16 protein-coding genes are annotated in these 17439 nt (G+C 35.0%); 7 read left to right on the top strand and 9 right to left on the bottom strand.

The features are described 5' to 3' along the window. Positions 1 to 108: 108 nt before the first annotated feature. The 7 genes from gyrA to dnaA all read right to left on the bottom strand — a co-directional run bounded on the left by gyrA (position 109) and on the right by dnaA (position 9276). Positions 109 to 2652 (bottom strand): DNA gyrase subunit A, encoded by a 2544-nt coding sequence (gene gyrA / locus BK585_RS22300; RefSeq protein WP_078556414.1) that lies wholly within the window; start codon positions 2650 to 2652, stop codon positions 109 to 111. A gap of 109 nt (positions 2653 to 2761) precedes the next feature. Further along, complete coding sequence (gyrB, locus tag BK585_RS22295) at positions 2762 to 4675, bottom strand: DNA topoisomerase (ATP-hydrolyzing) subunit B (protein ID WP_078556412.1); 1914 nt, start codon at positions 4673 to 4675, stop codon at positions 2762 to 2764. Positions 4676 to 4729: 54 nt separating this feature from the next. Further along, positions 4730 to 4993 (bottom strand): extracellular matrix regulator RemB, encoded by a 264-nt coding sequence (remB, locus tag BK585_RS22290; protein ID WP_078556999.1) that lies wholly within the window; start codon positions 4991 to 4993, stop codon positions 4730 to 4732. A gap of 10 nt (positions 4994 to 5003) precedes the next feature. Beyond that, positions 5004 to 6119: a DNA replication/repair protein RecF gene (gene recF / locus BK585_RS22285; protein ID WP_078556410.1), complete on the bottom strand. Its 1116-nt coding sequence runs from the start codon at positions 6117 to 6119 to the stop codon at positions 5004 to 5006. Positions 6120 to 6131: 12 nt separating this feature from the next. Beyond that, positions 6132 to 6350, bottom strand: coding sequence for a S4 domain-containing protein YaaA (yaaA, locus tag BK585_RS22280; protein WP_078556408.1), 219 nt, complete (start codon positions 6348 to 6350; stop codon positions 6132 to 6134). A 279-nt stretch (positions 6351 to 6629) separates the two neighbouring features. Further along, positions 6630 to 7769, bottom strand: a complete 1140-nt coding sequence (dnaN, locus tag BK585_RS22275; protein ID WP_078556406.1) for a DNA polymerase III subunit beta — start codon at positions 7767 to 7769, stop codon at positions 6630 to 6632. Positions 7770 to 7926: 157 nt separating this feature from the next. Continuing rightward, positions 7927 to 9276, bottom strand: coding sequence for a chromosomal replication initiator protein DnaA (gene dnaA, locus BK585_RS22270; protein ID WP_078556404.1), 1350 nt, complete (start codon positions 9274 to 9276; stop codon positions 7927 to 7929). 586 nt (positions 9277 to 9862) lie between these two features. Here dnaA and rpmH point away from each other — a divergent pair. From rpmH to jag, 4 genes are all read left to right on the top strand, one after another. Further along, positions 9863 to 10000, top strand: coding sequence for a 50S ribosomal protein L34 (gene rpmH, locus BK585_RS22265; RefSeq protein ID WP_078556402.1), 138 nt, complete (start codon positions 9863 to 9865; stop codon positions 9998 to 10000). Positions 10001 to 10081: 81 nt separating this feature from the next. Further along, complete coding sequence (gene rnpA / locus BK585_RS22260; protein ID WP_078556401.1) at positions 10082 to 10438, top strand: ribonuclease P protein component; 357 nt, start codon at positions 10082 to 10084, stop codon at positions 10436 to 10438. Between the two features lie 37 nt (positions 10439 to 10475). Next, a complete protein-coding gene (gene spoIIIJ / locus BK585_RS22255) occupies positions 10476 to 11243 on the top strand; it encodes a YidC family membrane integrase SpoIIIJ (protein WP_078556399.1) in 768 nt (255 codons plus the stop codon). Further along, a complete protein-coding gene (jag, locus tag BK585_RS22250) occupies positions 11240 to 11857 on the top strand; it encodes an RNA-binding cell elongation regulator Jag/EloR (protein WP_078556397.1) in 618 nt (205 codons plus the stop codon). Before spoIIIJ ends, jag begins: the two co-directional genes overlap by 4 nt. Before the next feature lie 133 nt (positions 11858 to 11990). Here the strand turns inward: jag and BK585_RS22245 are convergent, their stop codons facing one another. Then, entirely contained in the window at positions 11991 to 13148 is a 1158-nt protein-coding gene (locus tag BK585_RS22245; RefSeq protein ID WP_078556997.1) for an ABC transporter permease, read from the bottom strand. Continuing rightward, on the bottom strand, positions 13138 to 13890 hold the full coding sequence (locus BK585_RS22240) for an ABC transporter ATP-binding protein (protein ID WP_078556396.1): 753 nt from the start codon (positions 13888 to 13890) through the stop codon (positions 13138 to 13140). Before BK585_RS22240 ends, BK585_RS22245 begins: the two co-directional genes overlap by 11 nt. A gap of 202 nt (positions 13891 to 14092) precedes the next feature. On the opposite strand from BK585_RS22240, the gene BK585_RS22235 reads away from it, so the two are divergent. The 3 genes from BK585_RS22235 (at position 14093) to mnmE (ending at position 17432) form a co-directional block, all read left to right on the top strand. Further along, complete coding sequence (locus BK585_RS22235) at positions 14093 to 14791, top strand: LytR/AlgR family response regulator transcription factor (RefSeq protein WP_078556394.1); 699 nt, start codon at positions 14093 to 14095, stop codon at positions 14789 to 14791. A 14-nt stretch (positions 14792 to 14805) separates the two neighbouring features. After that, positions 14806 to 15780 (top strand): sensor histidine kinase, encoded by a 975-nt coding sequence (locus BK585_RS22230; protein ID WP_078556392.1) that lies wholly within the window; start codon positions 14806 to 14808, stop codon positions 15778 to 15780. A gap of 275 nt (positions 15781 to 16055) precedes the next feature. Next, positions 16056 to 17432 (top strand): tRNA uridine-5-carboxymethylaminomethyl(34) synthesis GTPase MnmE, encoded by a 1377-nt coding sequence (gene mnmE, locus BK585_RS22225; protein WP_078556391.1) that lies wholly within the window; start codon positions 16056 to 16058, stop codon positions 17430 to 17432. The last annotated feature ends 7 nt before the right edge of the window (positions 17433 to 17439 follow it).

The raw sequence follows: 17439 nt of genomic DNA, 5'->3' as shown, positions 1-17439 counted from the left end.
TAGTTATATAGTATTATACTTTAGTTTAAGAACATAAAAAAGCATTAAAAAAATAGGTCTTTAATCATAAAAAGCATATATCTCCAAAAAGATATATGCTTAGTATGGCTATTCTATTTCATCTTCATTATCATCATTTAATGACAATTCTTCAATTTCTTCTTTACTTTCTGACCCAGCCTCTTCTGTTATCTCTTCGATATTTTCAATTTCTTCAAGATTCTCATCTTCAATATCTACTCTAGCAACAGTAGAAACTTCCTCTCCTTCATTTACACGAATGAGAGTAACCCCTTGTGTGTTACGGCTCATCGTAGAAATTTCATTAACATTAAGTCTAATGATAACTCCGCTGGCAGTAATAATCATAATGTCATGGTCGTTGGAAACAACAGATAATGCGACTAATCCACCGTTCTTATCTGTAATGTTACATGTTTTGATTCCTTTACCGCCTCTATGTTGAATTCGGTAGTCGTCAATCGGTGTACGTTTTCCATACCCTTTTTCTGTGACTATTAAAATTTGGTGGTCTTCCTCGATAGTATCCATACCCACAACTTTGTCATCATCACTTAATGTAATTCCTTTTACTCCAGTTGCAGTACGTCCCATTAATCGAACATCTTGCTCATGGAAACGAATCGCAAGACCATTTTTTGTACCTAGAATTATTTCACGGTCACCATTGGTTAATCGAACGCCTAGTAACTCATCATCCTCACGTAGGTTAATAGCAAATAATCCACCTTTTCGAATGTTAGCAAATGATGAAAGAGCTGTACGTTTACAAATACCTTGTTTCGTCATAAAAATAAGATAATGTTCATCGTTAAACTCTTCAATTGGTATAACCGTACTAATGTACTCACCTTGTTCAATCTGAAGTAAATTAATAATTGGTATTCCTTTTGCTGTTCGACCTAGCTCAGGGATTTCATATCCTTTTAAACGATATACTTTCCCTTTGTTCGTAAAGAAGAGAATTGTGTGATGAGAATTTGTAGTAAATAAATGTTGAACAAAATCATCATCATTTGTTCCCATTCCTTGAATACCTTTACCGCCACGATGTTGACTTCTATATGTTGAAATAGGCAATCTCTTTACATAACCATTATGAGAAATTGTAATGACAATATTTTGTCTAGGAATTAAGTCTTCGTCCTCAAATTGGTCTTCACCAATTGAAATTATAGTTCGACGAGAATCATTAAATCTATCTTTAACTTCTGATAATTCCTCACGAATAATTTCTAACACCTTTTCTTCATCAGCTAGAATGGCTTTTAGTTCCGCAATACGAGCGACTAACTCTGCATACTCATTTTCAATTTTATCTCGTTCTAACCCAGTTAATCTTTGTAATCTCATATCAAGGATTGCCTGAGCCTGCTCATAGCTTAAAGAAAATTGCTCCATCAAACCGTTTCTAGCAATTTCCGTTGTTTGTGAACCACGGATTAACGCAATAATTTCATCAATATGATCAAGAGCTATGCGAAGACCTTCAAGAATATGAGCTCTAGCTTCTGCTTTTCGTAATTCAAAAGCAGTTCTTCTTGTAATGACAACTTTTTGATGTTCTAAGTAATGCACTAAACATTCTTTAAGATTCAACACTTTTGGTTGCCCATTTACTAGTGCTAACAAGTTAATTCCAAAGCTAGTTTGCATTGCTGTTTGTTTATATAAATTATTTAATAATACATTGGAATTAGCATCTCTTCTCACTTCAATGACAATTCTCATACCTGTACGGTCTGATTCATCACGAAGGTCGGTAATGCCATCTACTTTCTTTTCACGAACAAGCTCAGCAATTTTTTCAATTAACTTCGCTTTATTCACTTGATAAGGAAGTTCAGTTACAATGATCCGTTGCTTTCCATTAGCTAACTCTTCAATATGGGTTTGAGCTCTTAAAGTAATAGACCCTCGGCCCGTTTGATAGGCTTTTCTAATCCCACTTAGACCAATGATTTCAGCCCCTGTAGGGAAATCCGGTCCCGGAATAAAGTCCATTAATTCTGGTACAGTGATATCAGCATTTTTACTTAAAGCTAACACTCCATCAATCACTTCTCCAAGTTGATGTGGAGGAATATTCGTAGCCATACCAACAGCGATACCTGAAGCTCCATTCACTAATAGGTTTGGAAAACGTGAAGGTAAAACGACTGGTTCATGTTCTGAACCGTCATAGTTATCTTGATAATCTATCGTATCTTTATTAATGTCTCGTACTAACTCCATCGAAATCTTGGACATTTTAGCCTCTGTATAACGCATCGCAGCCGCTGCATCACCATCAACAGAACCGAAGTTTCCATGTCCGTCTACTAACATATATCTAAAACTGAAATCTTGAGCCATTCGGACCATTGTTTCGTATACAGCCGAGTCACCGTGCGGGTGATACTTCCCGATAACTTCCCCAACGATACGAGCTGACTTTTTATAAGCCTTATCTGGTGTCATTCCTAGTTCATTCATAGCAAATAAAATACGACGATGAACAGGTTTTAAACCATCCCTAACATCAGGAAGGGCACGACTAACAATAACACTCATGGCATAGTCCATAAAGGACGATTTCATTTCTTGATCAATATTTATTTCTTTTACTCTTGAACGCTCCTGGTCTGCCATTTATAAAAAAACCTCCATCTACTCGTTCCTATTCTAAGAAATATTGGCAAACAGCCGTTTCCTAGAATACACATTCTTATCTTCGAATGCTCATATTTCTTGAATTTGTTTAAATATCTAAGTTTTTAACGTAATGTGCATTCTCTTGTATGAAATCTCTTCTTGGCTCAACTCGGTCACCCATTAAAATTTCAAAGATTTCATCAGCCTTCATCGCATCTTCTAATGTAACTTGAAGAACTGTTCTTGAGTCTGGGTCCATCGTTGTTTCCCACAGCTGAGTTGGATTCATCTCACCCAAACCTTTATAACGTTGGATACCAGTTTTTGCTTTATCTGAAACGAGTGACAATATTGTATCTAGCTCACGCTCATTATAAGCATACTGAACATCACGTCCTTGTGAAACTTTAAATAAAGGAGGTTGAGCTATATAAATATATCCTCTTTCAATTAATGGGCGCATATATCGATAGAAAAAGGTCAAAATTAAAGTACGAATATGAGCACCATCGACGTCTGCATCAGTCATAATAATGATTTTATGATATCTCGCTTTTTCAATATCGAAATCATCACCAATCCCAGTACCTAATGCCGTGATAATCGTTCGTATTTCGTTATTTGCTAAAATCTTATCTAATCTAGCTTTTTCAACATTAATGATTTTTCCGCGCAAAGGTAAAATAGCTTGAAAGTGTCTATCTCTTCCTTGTTTTGCAGAACCACCAGCGGAGTCACCCTCAACAATATAGATTTCACTAATGGATGCATCTTTAGAAGAACAATCCGCTAACTTACCTGGTAAAGCACTTACTTCAAGCGCACTTTTTCTTCTCGTTAACTCACGAGCTTTTTTGGCAGCCTCGCGAGCTCTTGAAGCCATTAGTCCTTTATCTACTATTTTTCGTGCGACTTGTGGGTTTTCTATCATGAATCTTGCGAAGTGCTCACTAAAAAGAGAATCTGTTATCGTTCTAGCTTCACTATTACCCAACTTCGTTTTTGTTTGTCCTTCAAACTGAGGGTCTGGAATTTTCACGGAAATGATAGCTGTTAACCCTTCTCGGACATCATCACCTGTTAGATTAGGGTCACTTTCTTTAAATAAATTATTTTTTCTGGCATAATCATTAATTACTCTTGTTAACCCTGTTTTAAATCCTGACTCATGGGTTCCACCTTCATGAGTGTTAATATTATTGGCAAATGAGTATATATTACTTGTATAGCTATCATTGTATTGAACCGCAACCTCAACTGTAATCCCATCTTTGTTTCCTTCGATATGGATTGGCGGTTCATGTAAGTTTTCTCTTGTTCGGTTTAAATGCTCAACAAAAGAGGCAATTCCACCTTCATAGTAATATTTTGCTGACTTTCCGCCTTCTCGTTTATCATTTATGATAATCGTTAACCCACGATTTAAAAAGGCAAGCTCACGTAAACGGTTAGCTAAAATATCAAATTCATATATCGTAGTTTCCGTAAAAATTTCTGGATCTGGCTTAAAGTGTATAACTGTTCCACGTTTTTCAGTTTCACCAATAATCTGTAAATCGCATTGCGGTACACCTTGCTCGTACTTTTGGTAATGGATGTTTCCATCACGATGTACATTTACTTCTAATACAGTTGAAAGTGCATTAACTACAGATGCCCCTACACCGTGTAATCCCCCAGAAACTTTATATCCACCACCACCAAATTTCCCACCTGCATGCAGTACAGTCATAATAACTTCAACTGCTGGTCTTCCCATTTTTTCATGAATCCCAACAGGAATACCACGGCCATTATCTTCTACAGTGATACTATTATCTTCTTCGATTGTGACAGTTATTGTATCGCAAAATCCAGCCATTGCTTCATCAATACTATTATCAACAATTTCCCATACTAAATGGTGAAGTCCTCGACCACTTGTTGACCCGATATACATTCCAGGTCGTTTTCTAACAGCCTCTAAACCTTCTAGAACCTGTATTTGACTTTCATCATACGTGTGTTGTTCGCTTGTCAATTTAATTCACCTTCACTTCTTTATTGAGAGTACGTTTAATTCGTACAGTGCATGTTACTCCGCAAAACTATCTAATTCCGAAACAGCTTGTGCTCTTCTTTTTAAGGTTACAGATGAGATTGGAGAGTAATATATTTTGTCTACGGTAATAACAATAGACTTAATCAACTCTTCAGAAATGTGTTGGACATTACTTTTAGTAAAATGAGCTTTTAAAAATTCCTTGGTAATCCCCGAAGATTCTTTCATGTCACTACTTAATATGGCTATTACATCTTTCGAACGAATGATGGTATCGCCTCCTAAATGGATAAACAAAATATTCACCTCATTTCACTCTTTTTATATCACCTTGAGTCACCACGAATGTTGCAGCTTCCTTTAAGGTTTCGTGGTCAATACCTTCGACACTCGTTGTTGTAACAAATGTTTGTACTTTCCCTTGTATTGCATGTAACAAATGAGATTGTCTATAATCATCTAATTCTGAAAGAACATCATCAAGTAACAGAATCGGATATTCTCCAATTTTTTCTTTAATTAATTCTATTTCTGCTAGCTTCACTGATAAAGCAGTGGTACGTTGCTGCCCTTGTGACCCATAAACCTGAACTTCTTTTCCATTTACCGTAAAGATGAGATCATCACGGTGAGGACCAACTAATGTAGAGCCACGCATAATTTCTTTTTCTGTTATCTTTTGAAAAGCCTCGTAAAATACTTGTTCTATTTTCGACAATTCTGTCTTTTCTGATACATCAATTGATGGTTTATATTCAAGATTTAGTGATTCTTTTCCTCGACTTATTTGATTATGTATATTTTCAGCCCATGTTTGCAGCATACTGATATACTCAAACCTTCTCTCTAATACTTTTGCACCTGTTTCTACTAGTTGCTCTGTAAGCACATCTAGCATTAAGGTATTTTGCTTTTGTCTTTGTAAGTCTTTAAGTACATGATTACGTTGTTGTAAAACTTTTTGATATTTCCCCAAATGATGAAGGTAAATTGGATTGATTTGTCCTATTTCCATATCAAGGAATCTTCGTCTAATTTGAGGAGCTCCTTTTACAATATTTAAGTCTTCAGGAGCAAACATTACAACATTCAATGATCCTACAAATTCGCTAAGTTTTCGTTGTTCAAGTCCGTTAAGTTTAACCTTTTTACCTTTTACAGAAATGATAACATCTAGTTGAAGGGGACCATTTCTTCGTTCAATTGCTCCTTCTATTCTAGCATAATCTTCATCCCAGGAGAGAAGTTCCTTGTCTCTTGGAGTACGGTGAGATTTTGCAAGAGCTAATACAAATATCGATTCGATTAGATTTGTTTTTCCCTGAGCATTTTCACCAAGAATAACATTTACTTTATTTTCAAAGGAGACTGACATTTTTTTATAGTTACGATAATTGGTCAGATGAAGCTCTTTTATATGCAAAGGGTAACCCCCTTATTCTTCCGAAATAATGAATACATCACCATTTGCAATCTCTAGTCTATCTCCAATATATAGTTTTTTTCCTCTTCGTTGTTCTTGCTCTCCATTTAGAAAAACATCATGTTCACTTAAAAACCATTTGGCTTGGCCACCGGTATCTATAACGCCAGCTTCTTTTAGTAATTGGCCAATTGTTATATACTCCGTTGAAATTTTAATCTTTTGCTCCATTTTTAATCGCTCACTTTCACGTAGTAAAAGATTTCCGCACGAAGAGAGACAGCAATTATATGAATTTCTTTGCTGTCTTTTCGATCTCTACTGATAATCCTATTTCTTATTGTACTAAACATTTCCGTCCTAGCCAATAGCAGCAGAAATTTAGTTTTAAGAAATAAGTATATAACAAATAAGAAAAAAGCAATGATAATGACTCTGCATTGTCTGCTACTAAAAAAAGTGGTTTCAGTAGATCTTTTGCAGTCTCATTCATTGCTTTTGCTTTACTGACTAATACGTTCTAACAGGTGAAAACAAATGAAGGGCATTGTCATGGTCAGTTGGTTGAATAACGAACGGACTCATAGCACCAGTAAATATAATTTTGATTTCATCACTATCGATAACCTTAAGAGCGTCTATTACATTTTTCCCATTAAAAGAAATACGTAAATCCTCACCATTAGCATCAGTACTTTGTACTTTTTCTGTAACTTTCCCAACTTCAGGGGTAATCGAAGTAATTTCAATAATCCCATTATCTAATGTTTTTAAATTGACAACATTATTTTTCCCTTCTCTTGAAAGCAACAATGCACGCTCTAACGTTTGTAAAAATGGTCTTGTTTTAATAACAAAATCAGTTTTTGAATGAGTAGGAATCATATTCTTCGTAACTGGATATTTTCCATCAAGCAAACGAGAGAAAAATAGCAAATTATCTAATTTAAATAAAATTTGGCTTTCTGTAACGATAATATCAATTAATTTATCATTTTCTTCTAGAATTTTACTTAGCTCATTTAGACTTTTCCCTGGAATGACAATATTCTCAAAACTAACATCTTGGTTTGTTTCAACATTTACCTTACGTAAAGCCAAGCGGTGACTATCTGTTGCAGTACAGATCAACTCACTGTTCTCAATAGAGAAGTTTACACCTGTTAAAACTGGTCTTGTCTCCTGGGTAGAGACAGCAAATACAGTTTGTCGAATAATGTTTTTAAATAAATCTTGAGGTAAACGGATAATATTATGTTCTTCAACTTGAGGTAACCGAGGATATTCCTCTGGATCTAGACCAATTAAATTAAAAATTGAAGAGCCAGAACGTAATGTAGTGGCAAACTGATCTTGAACAACGATCTCAACTTGATCTTCCGGTAATTTTTTTACAATTTCAGAAAAGAACTTAGCTTGTAGCACAATGCTTCCCGCTTCAACAATTTTGACAAACTCTTTTCCATCTTCCTCTGCAGGAATAAAGCATTCAATAGAAATATCAGAATCACTTCCAGTTAAAGTTACACCTTCGTGAGTTGCTACAATTTTTATACCAGTCAAAATAGGAATCGTCGTTCTAGAAGAAACTGCTTTTGTAACATGCTGAACACTATGAACAAAGCGGTCACGTTGGATAACAAAATGCATAATAGATATCACCTTTTTATTAATTATTTTTTTATAAAAAATATAGTAGTAATAGTAGTAGGTGCTGTGGAAATGTGGAAAAGTAAGAAAAACACCTAAAATAAAACTTGTACACATGTGGATAAAGTGTGTACAAGTAGCTCTGACTTATTCACAGTTAATTTCGTAAATCGTTCATTAACTCTTGAATTTTTTGCTGTAGTTGATGGTCTGTTCCAAGGAGTTTTGTAATTTTCTCGTGAGCATGAATTACAGTGGTATGATCCCTTCCACCGAATTCACTTCCTATCTTAGGTAAAGAGGCATCAGTTAACTCCCGTGAAAGATACATTGCTATTTGCCTTGGAAATGCAACGGACTGAGTTCTTTTCTTAGCTTTGAAATCATCTAACTTTACGCCATACACTTCCCCAACCATTTTTTGAATCTCCGCAATCGTTAACGTTTTAGGTTTTGAATTAGGAATTATATCTTTTAATGCCTCAGCTGCTAAATCAGCATTCATATCTTGATTTATTAAGGAAGAATAAGCGACTACACGTATTAGTGCGCCCTCTAACTCACGTATGTTTGTATCGATTTGATTCGCAATATAAAGCATAACCTCATTAGGTATATCTAAATTTTCTGCCTTTGCTTTTTTTCGTAAAATGGCAATTCTTGTTTCTAAATCTGGTGGTGTGATATCAGTGATCAATCCCCACTCGAATCTTGAACGTAAGCGATCTTCTAACGTTGGAATTTCTTTAGGAGGTCTGTCACTTGAAATAACGATTTGCTTACTTTCTTCATGTAATGCATTAAATGTATGGAAAAATTCTTCTTGAGTTTGTTCTTTTCCAGCTAAGAACTGAATATCATCAATTAAAAGGACATCAACATTTCGATATTTATTACGAAAATGGACAGCCTTATTATCCCTAATCGCATTAATAAATTCATTTGTGAATTTTTCAGAAGACAGATAAACAACCTTTGCATTAGGATTATGATCAATAACATAATGCCCAATAGCGTGCATTAAGTGTGTTTTACCTAATCCAACTCCACCATAAATAAACAAAGGATTATATGCTTTTGCAGGTGCTTCAGCTACAGCGAGAGATGCTGCATGAGCAAAACGGTTACCAGAACCAATAACAAATGTATTAAAAGTATATTTTGGGTTTAACATACTCTTAGGGATTTCACCATTTGTTTGGACCGTCTCTTTAGGTAGTTTTTTTACTTCTTCTTCTATCGAATAATCCTCCAATTGGTTATGAGGAATAATAAATTTCACGTGAAGGGTTGTACCTGTAATATCTTCGAGTGTTTCAGAGATTAATCCGGAATATCGATTTTCAAGCCAATCTCTAGCAAATTCATTTGGAGCAGTAATGGTGATTGTGTCATCCTCAAGTTCACTGGCCTTTGTTGCTTTTAACCAAGTTTCGAAGCTCGGTTTACTCACTTTTGCTTCCATTGAAGCTAGGGCTCGATCCCATAAATCATTGAGATTTTCCAAGAAGTGCAACCTCCTTTTTTTCATAAAAATAGTTTAAAAATAACGATGTATAATATTTGTACAAGTCCTATGAATAAAGACGAATAAATATAAGTATACAGGTTTTTGTGAAGAAATATATAATATAGTAGAAAAACGTCGAAACTGCAAATATAAACAAGTTGTGGAGAACTAAAAAAATAAAAGCGAACAACTGTCCACAAGGTTACCCACAGACTGTGGATAGTTTCACGAATTAAAAGGTTATTAAGAAGTGAAAACATATATATAATAGCAAATAAAACGAGAGTACGCAACGGTTTTATAGGTTTATCCACAATATACTACACGTTGGGGTTAAGAACTATCCACAATACCATATCATGTGTGTATCCTGTAGATAATGTTGAGGATAATGGAATTATGTCGAAAAATGTTATCCACAGTAGAATGATGTCGTTCTATAAGAAGAAGGACAAGCAAGACAGTATGTTCGTTTCAAATGTTTTTTAATGTCTTTTAGAACGAACTTGACAATAGCCTTATGTTTTCCGTATAATTTACAAGGATGTCTTAGTTGAATGAATCCTCAGGGAGGTGTTTATAAATGGGAAAACCTACATTTCAACCTAATAATAGAAGACGTAAGAAGGTACACGGCTTCCGTGCGAGAATGAGCACAAAAAACGGGCGTAAAGTATTAGCTCGTCGTCGTCGTAAAGGAAGAAAAGTTTTATCTGCATAGGCCACTGGATGTCAGTGGTCTTTTTCTACTATTGGATAAGGAGTATAGAAAACAAAGTGACTTTGAGGTGTGTAACAGGAAATGAAAAAAGAGTATCGAATTAAAAAGAATAACGAGTTCTCGTTTGTTTTTAATGAAGGCAAATCTGTTGCTAACCGTCAATTTGTTTTATATACGGCTGAAAAAAAAGGACAAGAACATTTCCGTTTTGGTTTATCTGTAAGTAAAAAAGTAGGAAATGCCGTAGTAAGAAATCGAGTTAAACGAGTACTTAGAGAAGTCTTTAAGGAACTTGAACCTCATGTCAAAAAAGAATTCGATTATGTTGTTGTCGCCAGAAAGCCAGCAGCAGATATGGAATATAGTGAAATCAAAAAAAGTATGGTTCATGTGCTTAGAAGAGCACGTGTGCTGAAATCTTCATATAGTAATGGTTAATATAAAATAATGCTTTAGCGACAAGGAGGAGGCACTTTTGGTTAGAAAGTTAGGATTAGCAGCCATGCTTATCACCTTGTTGGTTGTTCTAACAGGCTGTTTTAACATAGAAGAACCAATTACTAGGGATAGTACAGGAGTTTGGGATTCATATCTCGTATATCCTTTATCGTGGACAATAATTTATTTTGCAGATTTATTTAATGATAATTTTGGATTGGCTATTATTGTCGTTACTATTATGCTTCGCATTCTTATTTTACCGTTAATGATTAAGCAAACAAGAAGTGCAAAGGCGATGCAAGCCATTCAACCAGAGCTTACAGCTTTAAGAGAGAAATATAGTGCCAAAGACCAAAAGACTCAACAAAAGTTACAGCAGGAAATGATGGCCATGTTCCAGGAACGTGGAGTTAATCCGTTAGCAGGATGTTTCCCTGTATTGATTCAAATGCCTATTTTACTTGCTTTCTATCATGCTATTATGAGAACAAGAGAAATTGGTGGACATGATTTCTTATGGTTTGCACTTGACGCACCAGATCCAATCTTTTTATTACCATTGATTGCTGGTGTTACAACATTTATTCAACAAAAAATGATGATGGTCACTGATAACCCACAAATGAAGATATTATTATACATGATGCCGGTGATGATCGCGGTATTTGCTGTATTTTTCCCTGCAGCCCTTGCATTATACTGGGTGGTAGGTAATATCTTTATGATTGTTCAAACTTACTTTATTACTGGACCGAATGTTGGTAAAAAAGCTGAAGTGAAGGCTGGGGGAAAGAAAAAGTGAAAAAAATAACTGCATCGGGTAAAACGATTGATGAAGCTGTCGACAAAGCATTGGTAGAACTCCAGACGACAAGAGAACGTGTTGATATTCGAGTTATTGAAGAACCACAAAAAGGTTTTTTGGGATTTATTGGCTCTAAACCAGCTTTGGTAGAGCTGGAAGTAAAGCCAGATCCAATTGAAGAGGCGATAAGATTTCTACAAGAGCTTATTCTTAAGATGAAAGTAGAAGCAACTGTAGTAAAAAAAGAAGAGAATGGGATGCTTATTTTTGACCTAGAGGGTTCTAATTTAGGGAGTGTAATTGGCAAACGTGGCCAAACGTTAGATGCTCTTCAATATTTAGTTAACTTAGTTGCAAATCGCTACTCTGAACAATATATCCGAATTCAACTTGATGCAGAAGACTACAGAAATAGAAGAAAAGCTTCTTTAATACAACTAGCTGAACGCTTAGCGAAAAAAGCCAGGATGTCTAAAGGAGAAGTAAAGCTTGAACCAATGCAAGCTCATGAAAGAAAAATTATTCATTCAACACTGCAACATATAAAAGGGATAAAAACATATTCTGAAGGCCAAGAGCCAAGAAGAAGAGTTGTTATTGTGTCCCAATAATTTAGTGCAATAATAGGCTGGAACAAAGGTAATTAATAAGTTACCTTGGTGTTCTAGCCTTTTTTAATTACTCATAAAAATCCTTCTCTAACCAAAAAAAGTGGAACTATCCTGAGACAGTCCACTTCTCCTATTAGTTCATTACCCATTTATCTTTCATGAATAAGATTCTACCAATAATAAATACCAAAATCATGACGATGACATTGCTGCCTATAACGGTAAGGATGTGGTTGGTGTTAATGATACCAAATAATAACTCTTTAATTAAACTAAAGATATTTAACATTGGAATTGCAAAATGGTGAAAACCAAGTTCATTTACGCCAATGCCTGTAACAATCATTGTTGGAAAAACGATAAGCATCATAATCGGTGTACTATAGCTTTGTGCTTCCTTCACAGTTTTCCCAATGATACTAGTTAGCATCAATAATGATGCAACAAACATGGAGTAAACAATGATTACGAGTAGGGCAATGGCAAGGATATAAATGAAGTTTTCATCAATGGTAATAGCCTGCTTTAAATGTTCAGTCAAAAAGGTAATTTCTAAAGCAACCACAAGTAATGTAATTATTCCTGTAATTGTTCCAACTGTAGAGATAGTTAACCATTTTGACAAGAGCAATGTTGAGCGTTTTACTGGAGTCATGAGAAGAGCTTCCATTGTCTTTTTTTCTTTTTCTCCAGCAAATAAATCAGCTGCAGCTGGTCCAGCTCCCACACCAATTGCTAATGTTAAAATAAGCGGGATTAGCATAGCCAACAGATTAATCATAGGATTTTCTTCTGATAATTCTTTTTGCGTAATGACAAAAGGTTGTATGAGTTCAGGATCGGTACCTTGAGCCTGGAGTCGCTCCATTATTGTTTGCTTTTCAAATGTCGACAAGGCATTAGTAACGATGCTCATTAAGTTAGAAGACTTTTGGCTAAAGGAATCACCAATTAGTGTGATAGCCGCTTTACCACCCTCATTAACTTGCTCTATGAATTGGTCTGAAAATAAAATTGCTGCATGGGCTTCACCTTCTAACAACAACGCTTCAGGGTCGTTGGCTTTTACGATTTCAATATTTTGATAGTTTAAAAATATGGCTTCTTCTTCTGCGGTAATAGACGAGGGTACAGCTAATGTAAAGGTGTCTCCTTCTCCACCTGCAGCTAAGCTCTCATAAAACAAGGTTAAAGCTGTCATCATAACTATTGGTAAAAATACGGTTAACAACAATGTTCTTCGGTCACGGAAGCAATCTTTGATTTCTTTTACATATGTTTTAAGAAGCATATTCATCATTTCCTCTCACAAGTTTACTTGTAAAAATGTAATTTAAGTCTTTACTACCTTCCGACTTGTAAAGCTCTTCTATAGCACCATGATATACAAGTTCACCTTTATGCATCATTGCGACAGAATCACAAAGCATCGATACTTCCTCCATAATGTGACTAGAGAAAATAATTGTTTTGCCATCTCGTTTCAACTGGTGAACAAGCTGACGGAATACATTAGATGAGGTAATGTCTAGTCCAGTTGTTGGTTCATCAAATAAAATGATGTCCGGATTATGAATGAGTGTTCTAGCAATGGCTACCTTCTGACGCATTCCTTTTGAGAAATCGCCAACTTTTCGATTTAGATAATCCCTCATTCCAAACATTTTAGCTAAGTCGTCAATTCTTACCTTTGTCTCATGCTTGCTTAATCCATATAGCGTAGCAAAATACTCAAGGTTCTCACGTGCTGTTAGTCGGTTGTATAGTCCGGTTTCTCCACCAAATAGCACTCCAATTCGTTTTTTTACTTCTGTAGCTTGTTTGACGCTATCATATTCAGCAACAGTGACATGTCCTTCTGTTGGCACTAACAGTGTTGCAATCGTACGTAGTAACGTTGTTTTACCCGCTCCATTTTCTCCAAGTAACCCAACGACCTGACCTTTTTGAACAGTAAAAGATACATGCTTTAAGGCTGTCACATGAACCTTTTTATCTTTAAATTTCTTTGTTACTTCATGAATCTCAATCATTTCTTTCACCTCAATTTGATTTATTGGTTTTATCATACAATGTAATAATAATGAATTCTGCAGTTATGTCGCGAAAATGCCTTATCATGTCGTGAAAATGTATTTTGCTGTTGAAAACGTGTAAATCTAGATTCTCATCTATGGAAATATTAGGTTTATCTAAATGGAGATTTAAGATAATATAAGGGGAGAGGTGGAAGAAATGAAGGTTGGATTAGTAGATGACCGAAGCTTTGACTTGGATAAGTTACAGGCCATTGTCAGTAGTATAGAGGGTATTGAGATTGTCTTTTCAACATTATCAGCAGAAGAAGCGTATGAACATATAAAAAAGAAAACAATTGATTTGCTTATTGCTGACATTGAAATGCCAAATCTATCAGGCTATGAAATAGCAGATATCATACACTCTCATGCGCTAAACATATTTGTTATCTTTGTTACCGGAAATAGTGGCTATGCTGTTCATGCCTATGAATTAAACGTTCATGACTATATCATGAAGCCTTATACGAAGGAACGTCTAATAAAGTCGGTAGAGAGATTAAAAGAGAAATCGAAAAAAAATGATATTGCTGGACGTCTTTATATCAAACAAAAAAATGATATCCATATCATTCAGAAAAAGGACATTATATTTATCGAACGGTCAGGACGCTCTTCCACGATATATACAACAACAACAGAAATCAAAACGTACTTAACCTTAAACGAGTTAGAAGGAGAATTAAGAGAAAGAGATTTTATTCGTTCTCATCGTTCCTTTATTATTAACATCCAATACATAAAAAACTTTTCTTTGTATGCCAAAAATTCATATATGGTCGCATTTGACGGTATAGAAGAACAAGCAATGATTACGAAGGACAAGGTAGATTATTTACAACAATATTACTTCTAAAGGGGGGAACAATCTTGAAACATAACCTTGGCTATTGGATGTTTTATTTGCTCTTTGGAGCTATTCATGTTTTTAGTGTAGGAACGACATTTTCACATCCTTTAATCCTATACCCTGTACTCTTTTTAATTCTTCTCTTTCCTTTTATATGGGGGAGAAGGAAAAACGTATTATTTTTTCAATTCCCAATAGGTATGATTGTTTTTTGTTTACAGCTGCTGTACGTCGTCTTATATTTTGTAATTGGTGTGCCTTGGGGGTATTTCATGCCTTTCCTTCTTTTTCTTGCTACAGAAGTGTTTCGTATGGTGTTAGCAACAAAGTTGTATGACCTTTATCAAAATATAAAGGAGTATAAATCAGAACAAAAGCAAATGAACATGACCTTTGAGACGGTAAGAAGTGAACGCCATGATTTTTTAAAGCATGTTGGCGCGATTCAATTTATGATAGAAAACAACAATTTTCAAGAAGCAAAGGGATATATAAGTGAATTAGTAGATAGCTACGAGGAAACAAATTTATCAATTAAAGGAGAGCGTGGAAGCGTTGCGGGAATACTCCATTCTTTCTATAAAAAAGCAAAAAAAGAAAGCATAGATATTTCTTTTGAATTAGACCTTCCCGTGTCATCACTCCCATTATCTGATAAAGACATTGTAACGTTACTTGGTAATATCCTCTCTAATAGCATTGAAGCAGCAAAAGAATGGCAAACCCAACGTAGTGAAAAAGCACAAATTAGTCTGCAGTTTTTTAAGAGAAGTGGTTTATTTATAATGGTTTGTAGAAACAACACTCTTCCTATTCCATCGGACATACTTGACCGATTATTCGAATCGTATGGAAGAACAACTAAGGGTGGGGACCATCAAGGGTTAGGGTCAAAACTTATTCATACTACAGTTAAAGCGTATAATGGCATACTTGATTTTGTTTATAAAGAAGAGGAATTTATGATAAAAATTAAAATTCCAGCATTCAGATAGTTTTTCTTTTATACATTCTTAGCAAACCTTTTATTCTACACAGAGTCGTGTTATCAACGATTTTGTGTATTTTTTTACCTTTTAAAGTTATTCACATGTGGATAGGTTTCGAATAAAAATGAAAGGTTACACTATTAAGGTGTTGATATCTTTTGTTGTGGATAATAATGTGATATTCTAACTATTTAGAGAAGAAAAATACAGTAAGGAATATTTGGAGATATAAATAAAAAAAGTATTAAAAATATATGGAGATCGGTGAGTAGGTGAAGGATATGGAATTAGATACGATTGCAGCAGTATCAACAGCATTAGGAGAAGGAGCGATAGCAATTGTTCGACTAAGTGGAGAAGATGCAATTGAGATAGCAAATCGAATTTATAAAGGAAAGCAAAGACTTACAGATGTTCCCTCACATACAATTCATTATGGGTATATAAAGGATACGCGAACGGACGAAATTGTAGAGGAAGTAATGGTATCTGTACTAAGAGCACCAAAAACTTTCACAAGGGAAAATATTGTTGAAATAAATTGCCACGGTGGAATAGTATCGGTGAATAGAGTACTACAATTATTGTTAACAGAAGGTGCAAGATTAGCTGAACCAGGGGAGTTTACTAAACGAGCATTTTTAAATGGTAGAATAGACTTGTCACAAGCAGAAGGAGTTATTGATTTAATTCGAGCTAAGACAGATAGAGCAATGAATGTTGCTCTTAATCAAATGGAAGGAAGATTATCAAAAAAAATAAACATCGTTCGTCAAGCATTATTAGAAACGGTAGCTCATGTTGAAGTGAATATCGATTATCCTGAGTATGATGCTGAAGAAATGACACTGCATTTACTACGTGAAAAAGCATCTTTTGTTGTTACGGAAATTGATAAGCTTCTTTCTACAGCAGAACAAGGGAAAATCTTAAGAGAAGGCTTAGCAACGGTTATAGTAGGGAGACCGAATGTTGGGAAATCTTCATTGTTAAACAGTTTAGTTCATGAGACAAAAGCGATTGTAACAGATATACCTGGAACAACTCGTGATGTTATTGAGGAATATGTCAATGTAAGAGGTGTACCCCTCAGGTTAATTGATACTGCTGGTATTCGTGAAACGGAGGATATTGTAGAGAAAATTGGCGTAGAACGGTCAAGGCAGATGTTAAAAGATGCTCAATTAATACTACTTGTCTTAAATTATGCAGACAATCTTACTATTGAAGATGAAGCGTTATTTGAAGCGATTCATGGAATGGATGCTATTATTATTTTAAATAAAACAGACCTTCCTCAAAGAATTGATAGTGAAAAAGTAAAATCATTAGCTGGTGGTAGACCGTTAGTTACGACATCTTTAGTTAAAGATGAAGGAATTGTCGAGTTAGAAGAAGCCATCCAAAAGTTATTTTTTACTGGGAACCTTGAAGGAGAAGATGTGACGTATGTCTCAAATTCTCGACATATAGCACTTCTTCATCAATCAAAAAAATCAATAATGGATGCTCTTGATGCAATTGAAGCGGGCATGCCAATTGATTTGGTGCAAATTGACATTACACGTGCGTGGGAACAATTAGGTGAAATCATTGGGGATACTGTTCATGAGAGTTTAATTGACCAGTTATTTTCACAATTTTGCTTAGGAAAATAGAATGGAG

It is taken from the genome of Bacillus alkalicellulosilyticus, assembly GCF_002019795.1.
In the GTDB taxonomy this organism is placed as follows: Bacteria; Bacillota; Bacilli; order Bacillales; family Bacillaceae_F; genus Bacillus_AO; species Bacillus_AO alkalicellulosilyticum.
Note: the sequence above shows the minus strand (reverse complement) of the source record. Positions and strands in the feature narration are given on the sequence as shown.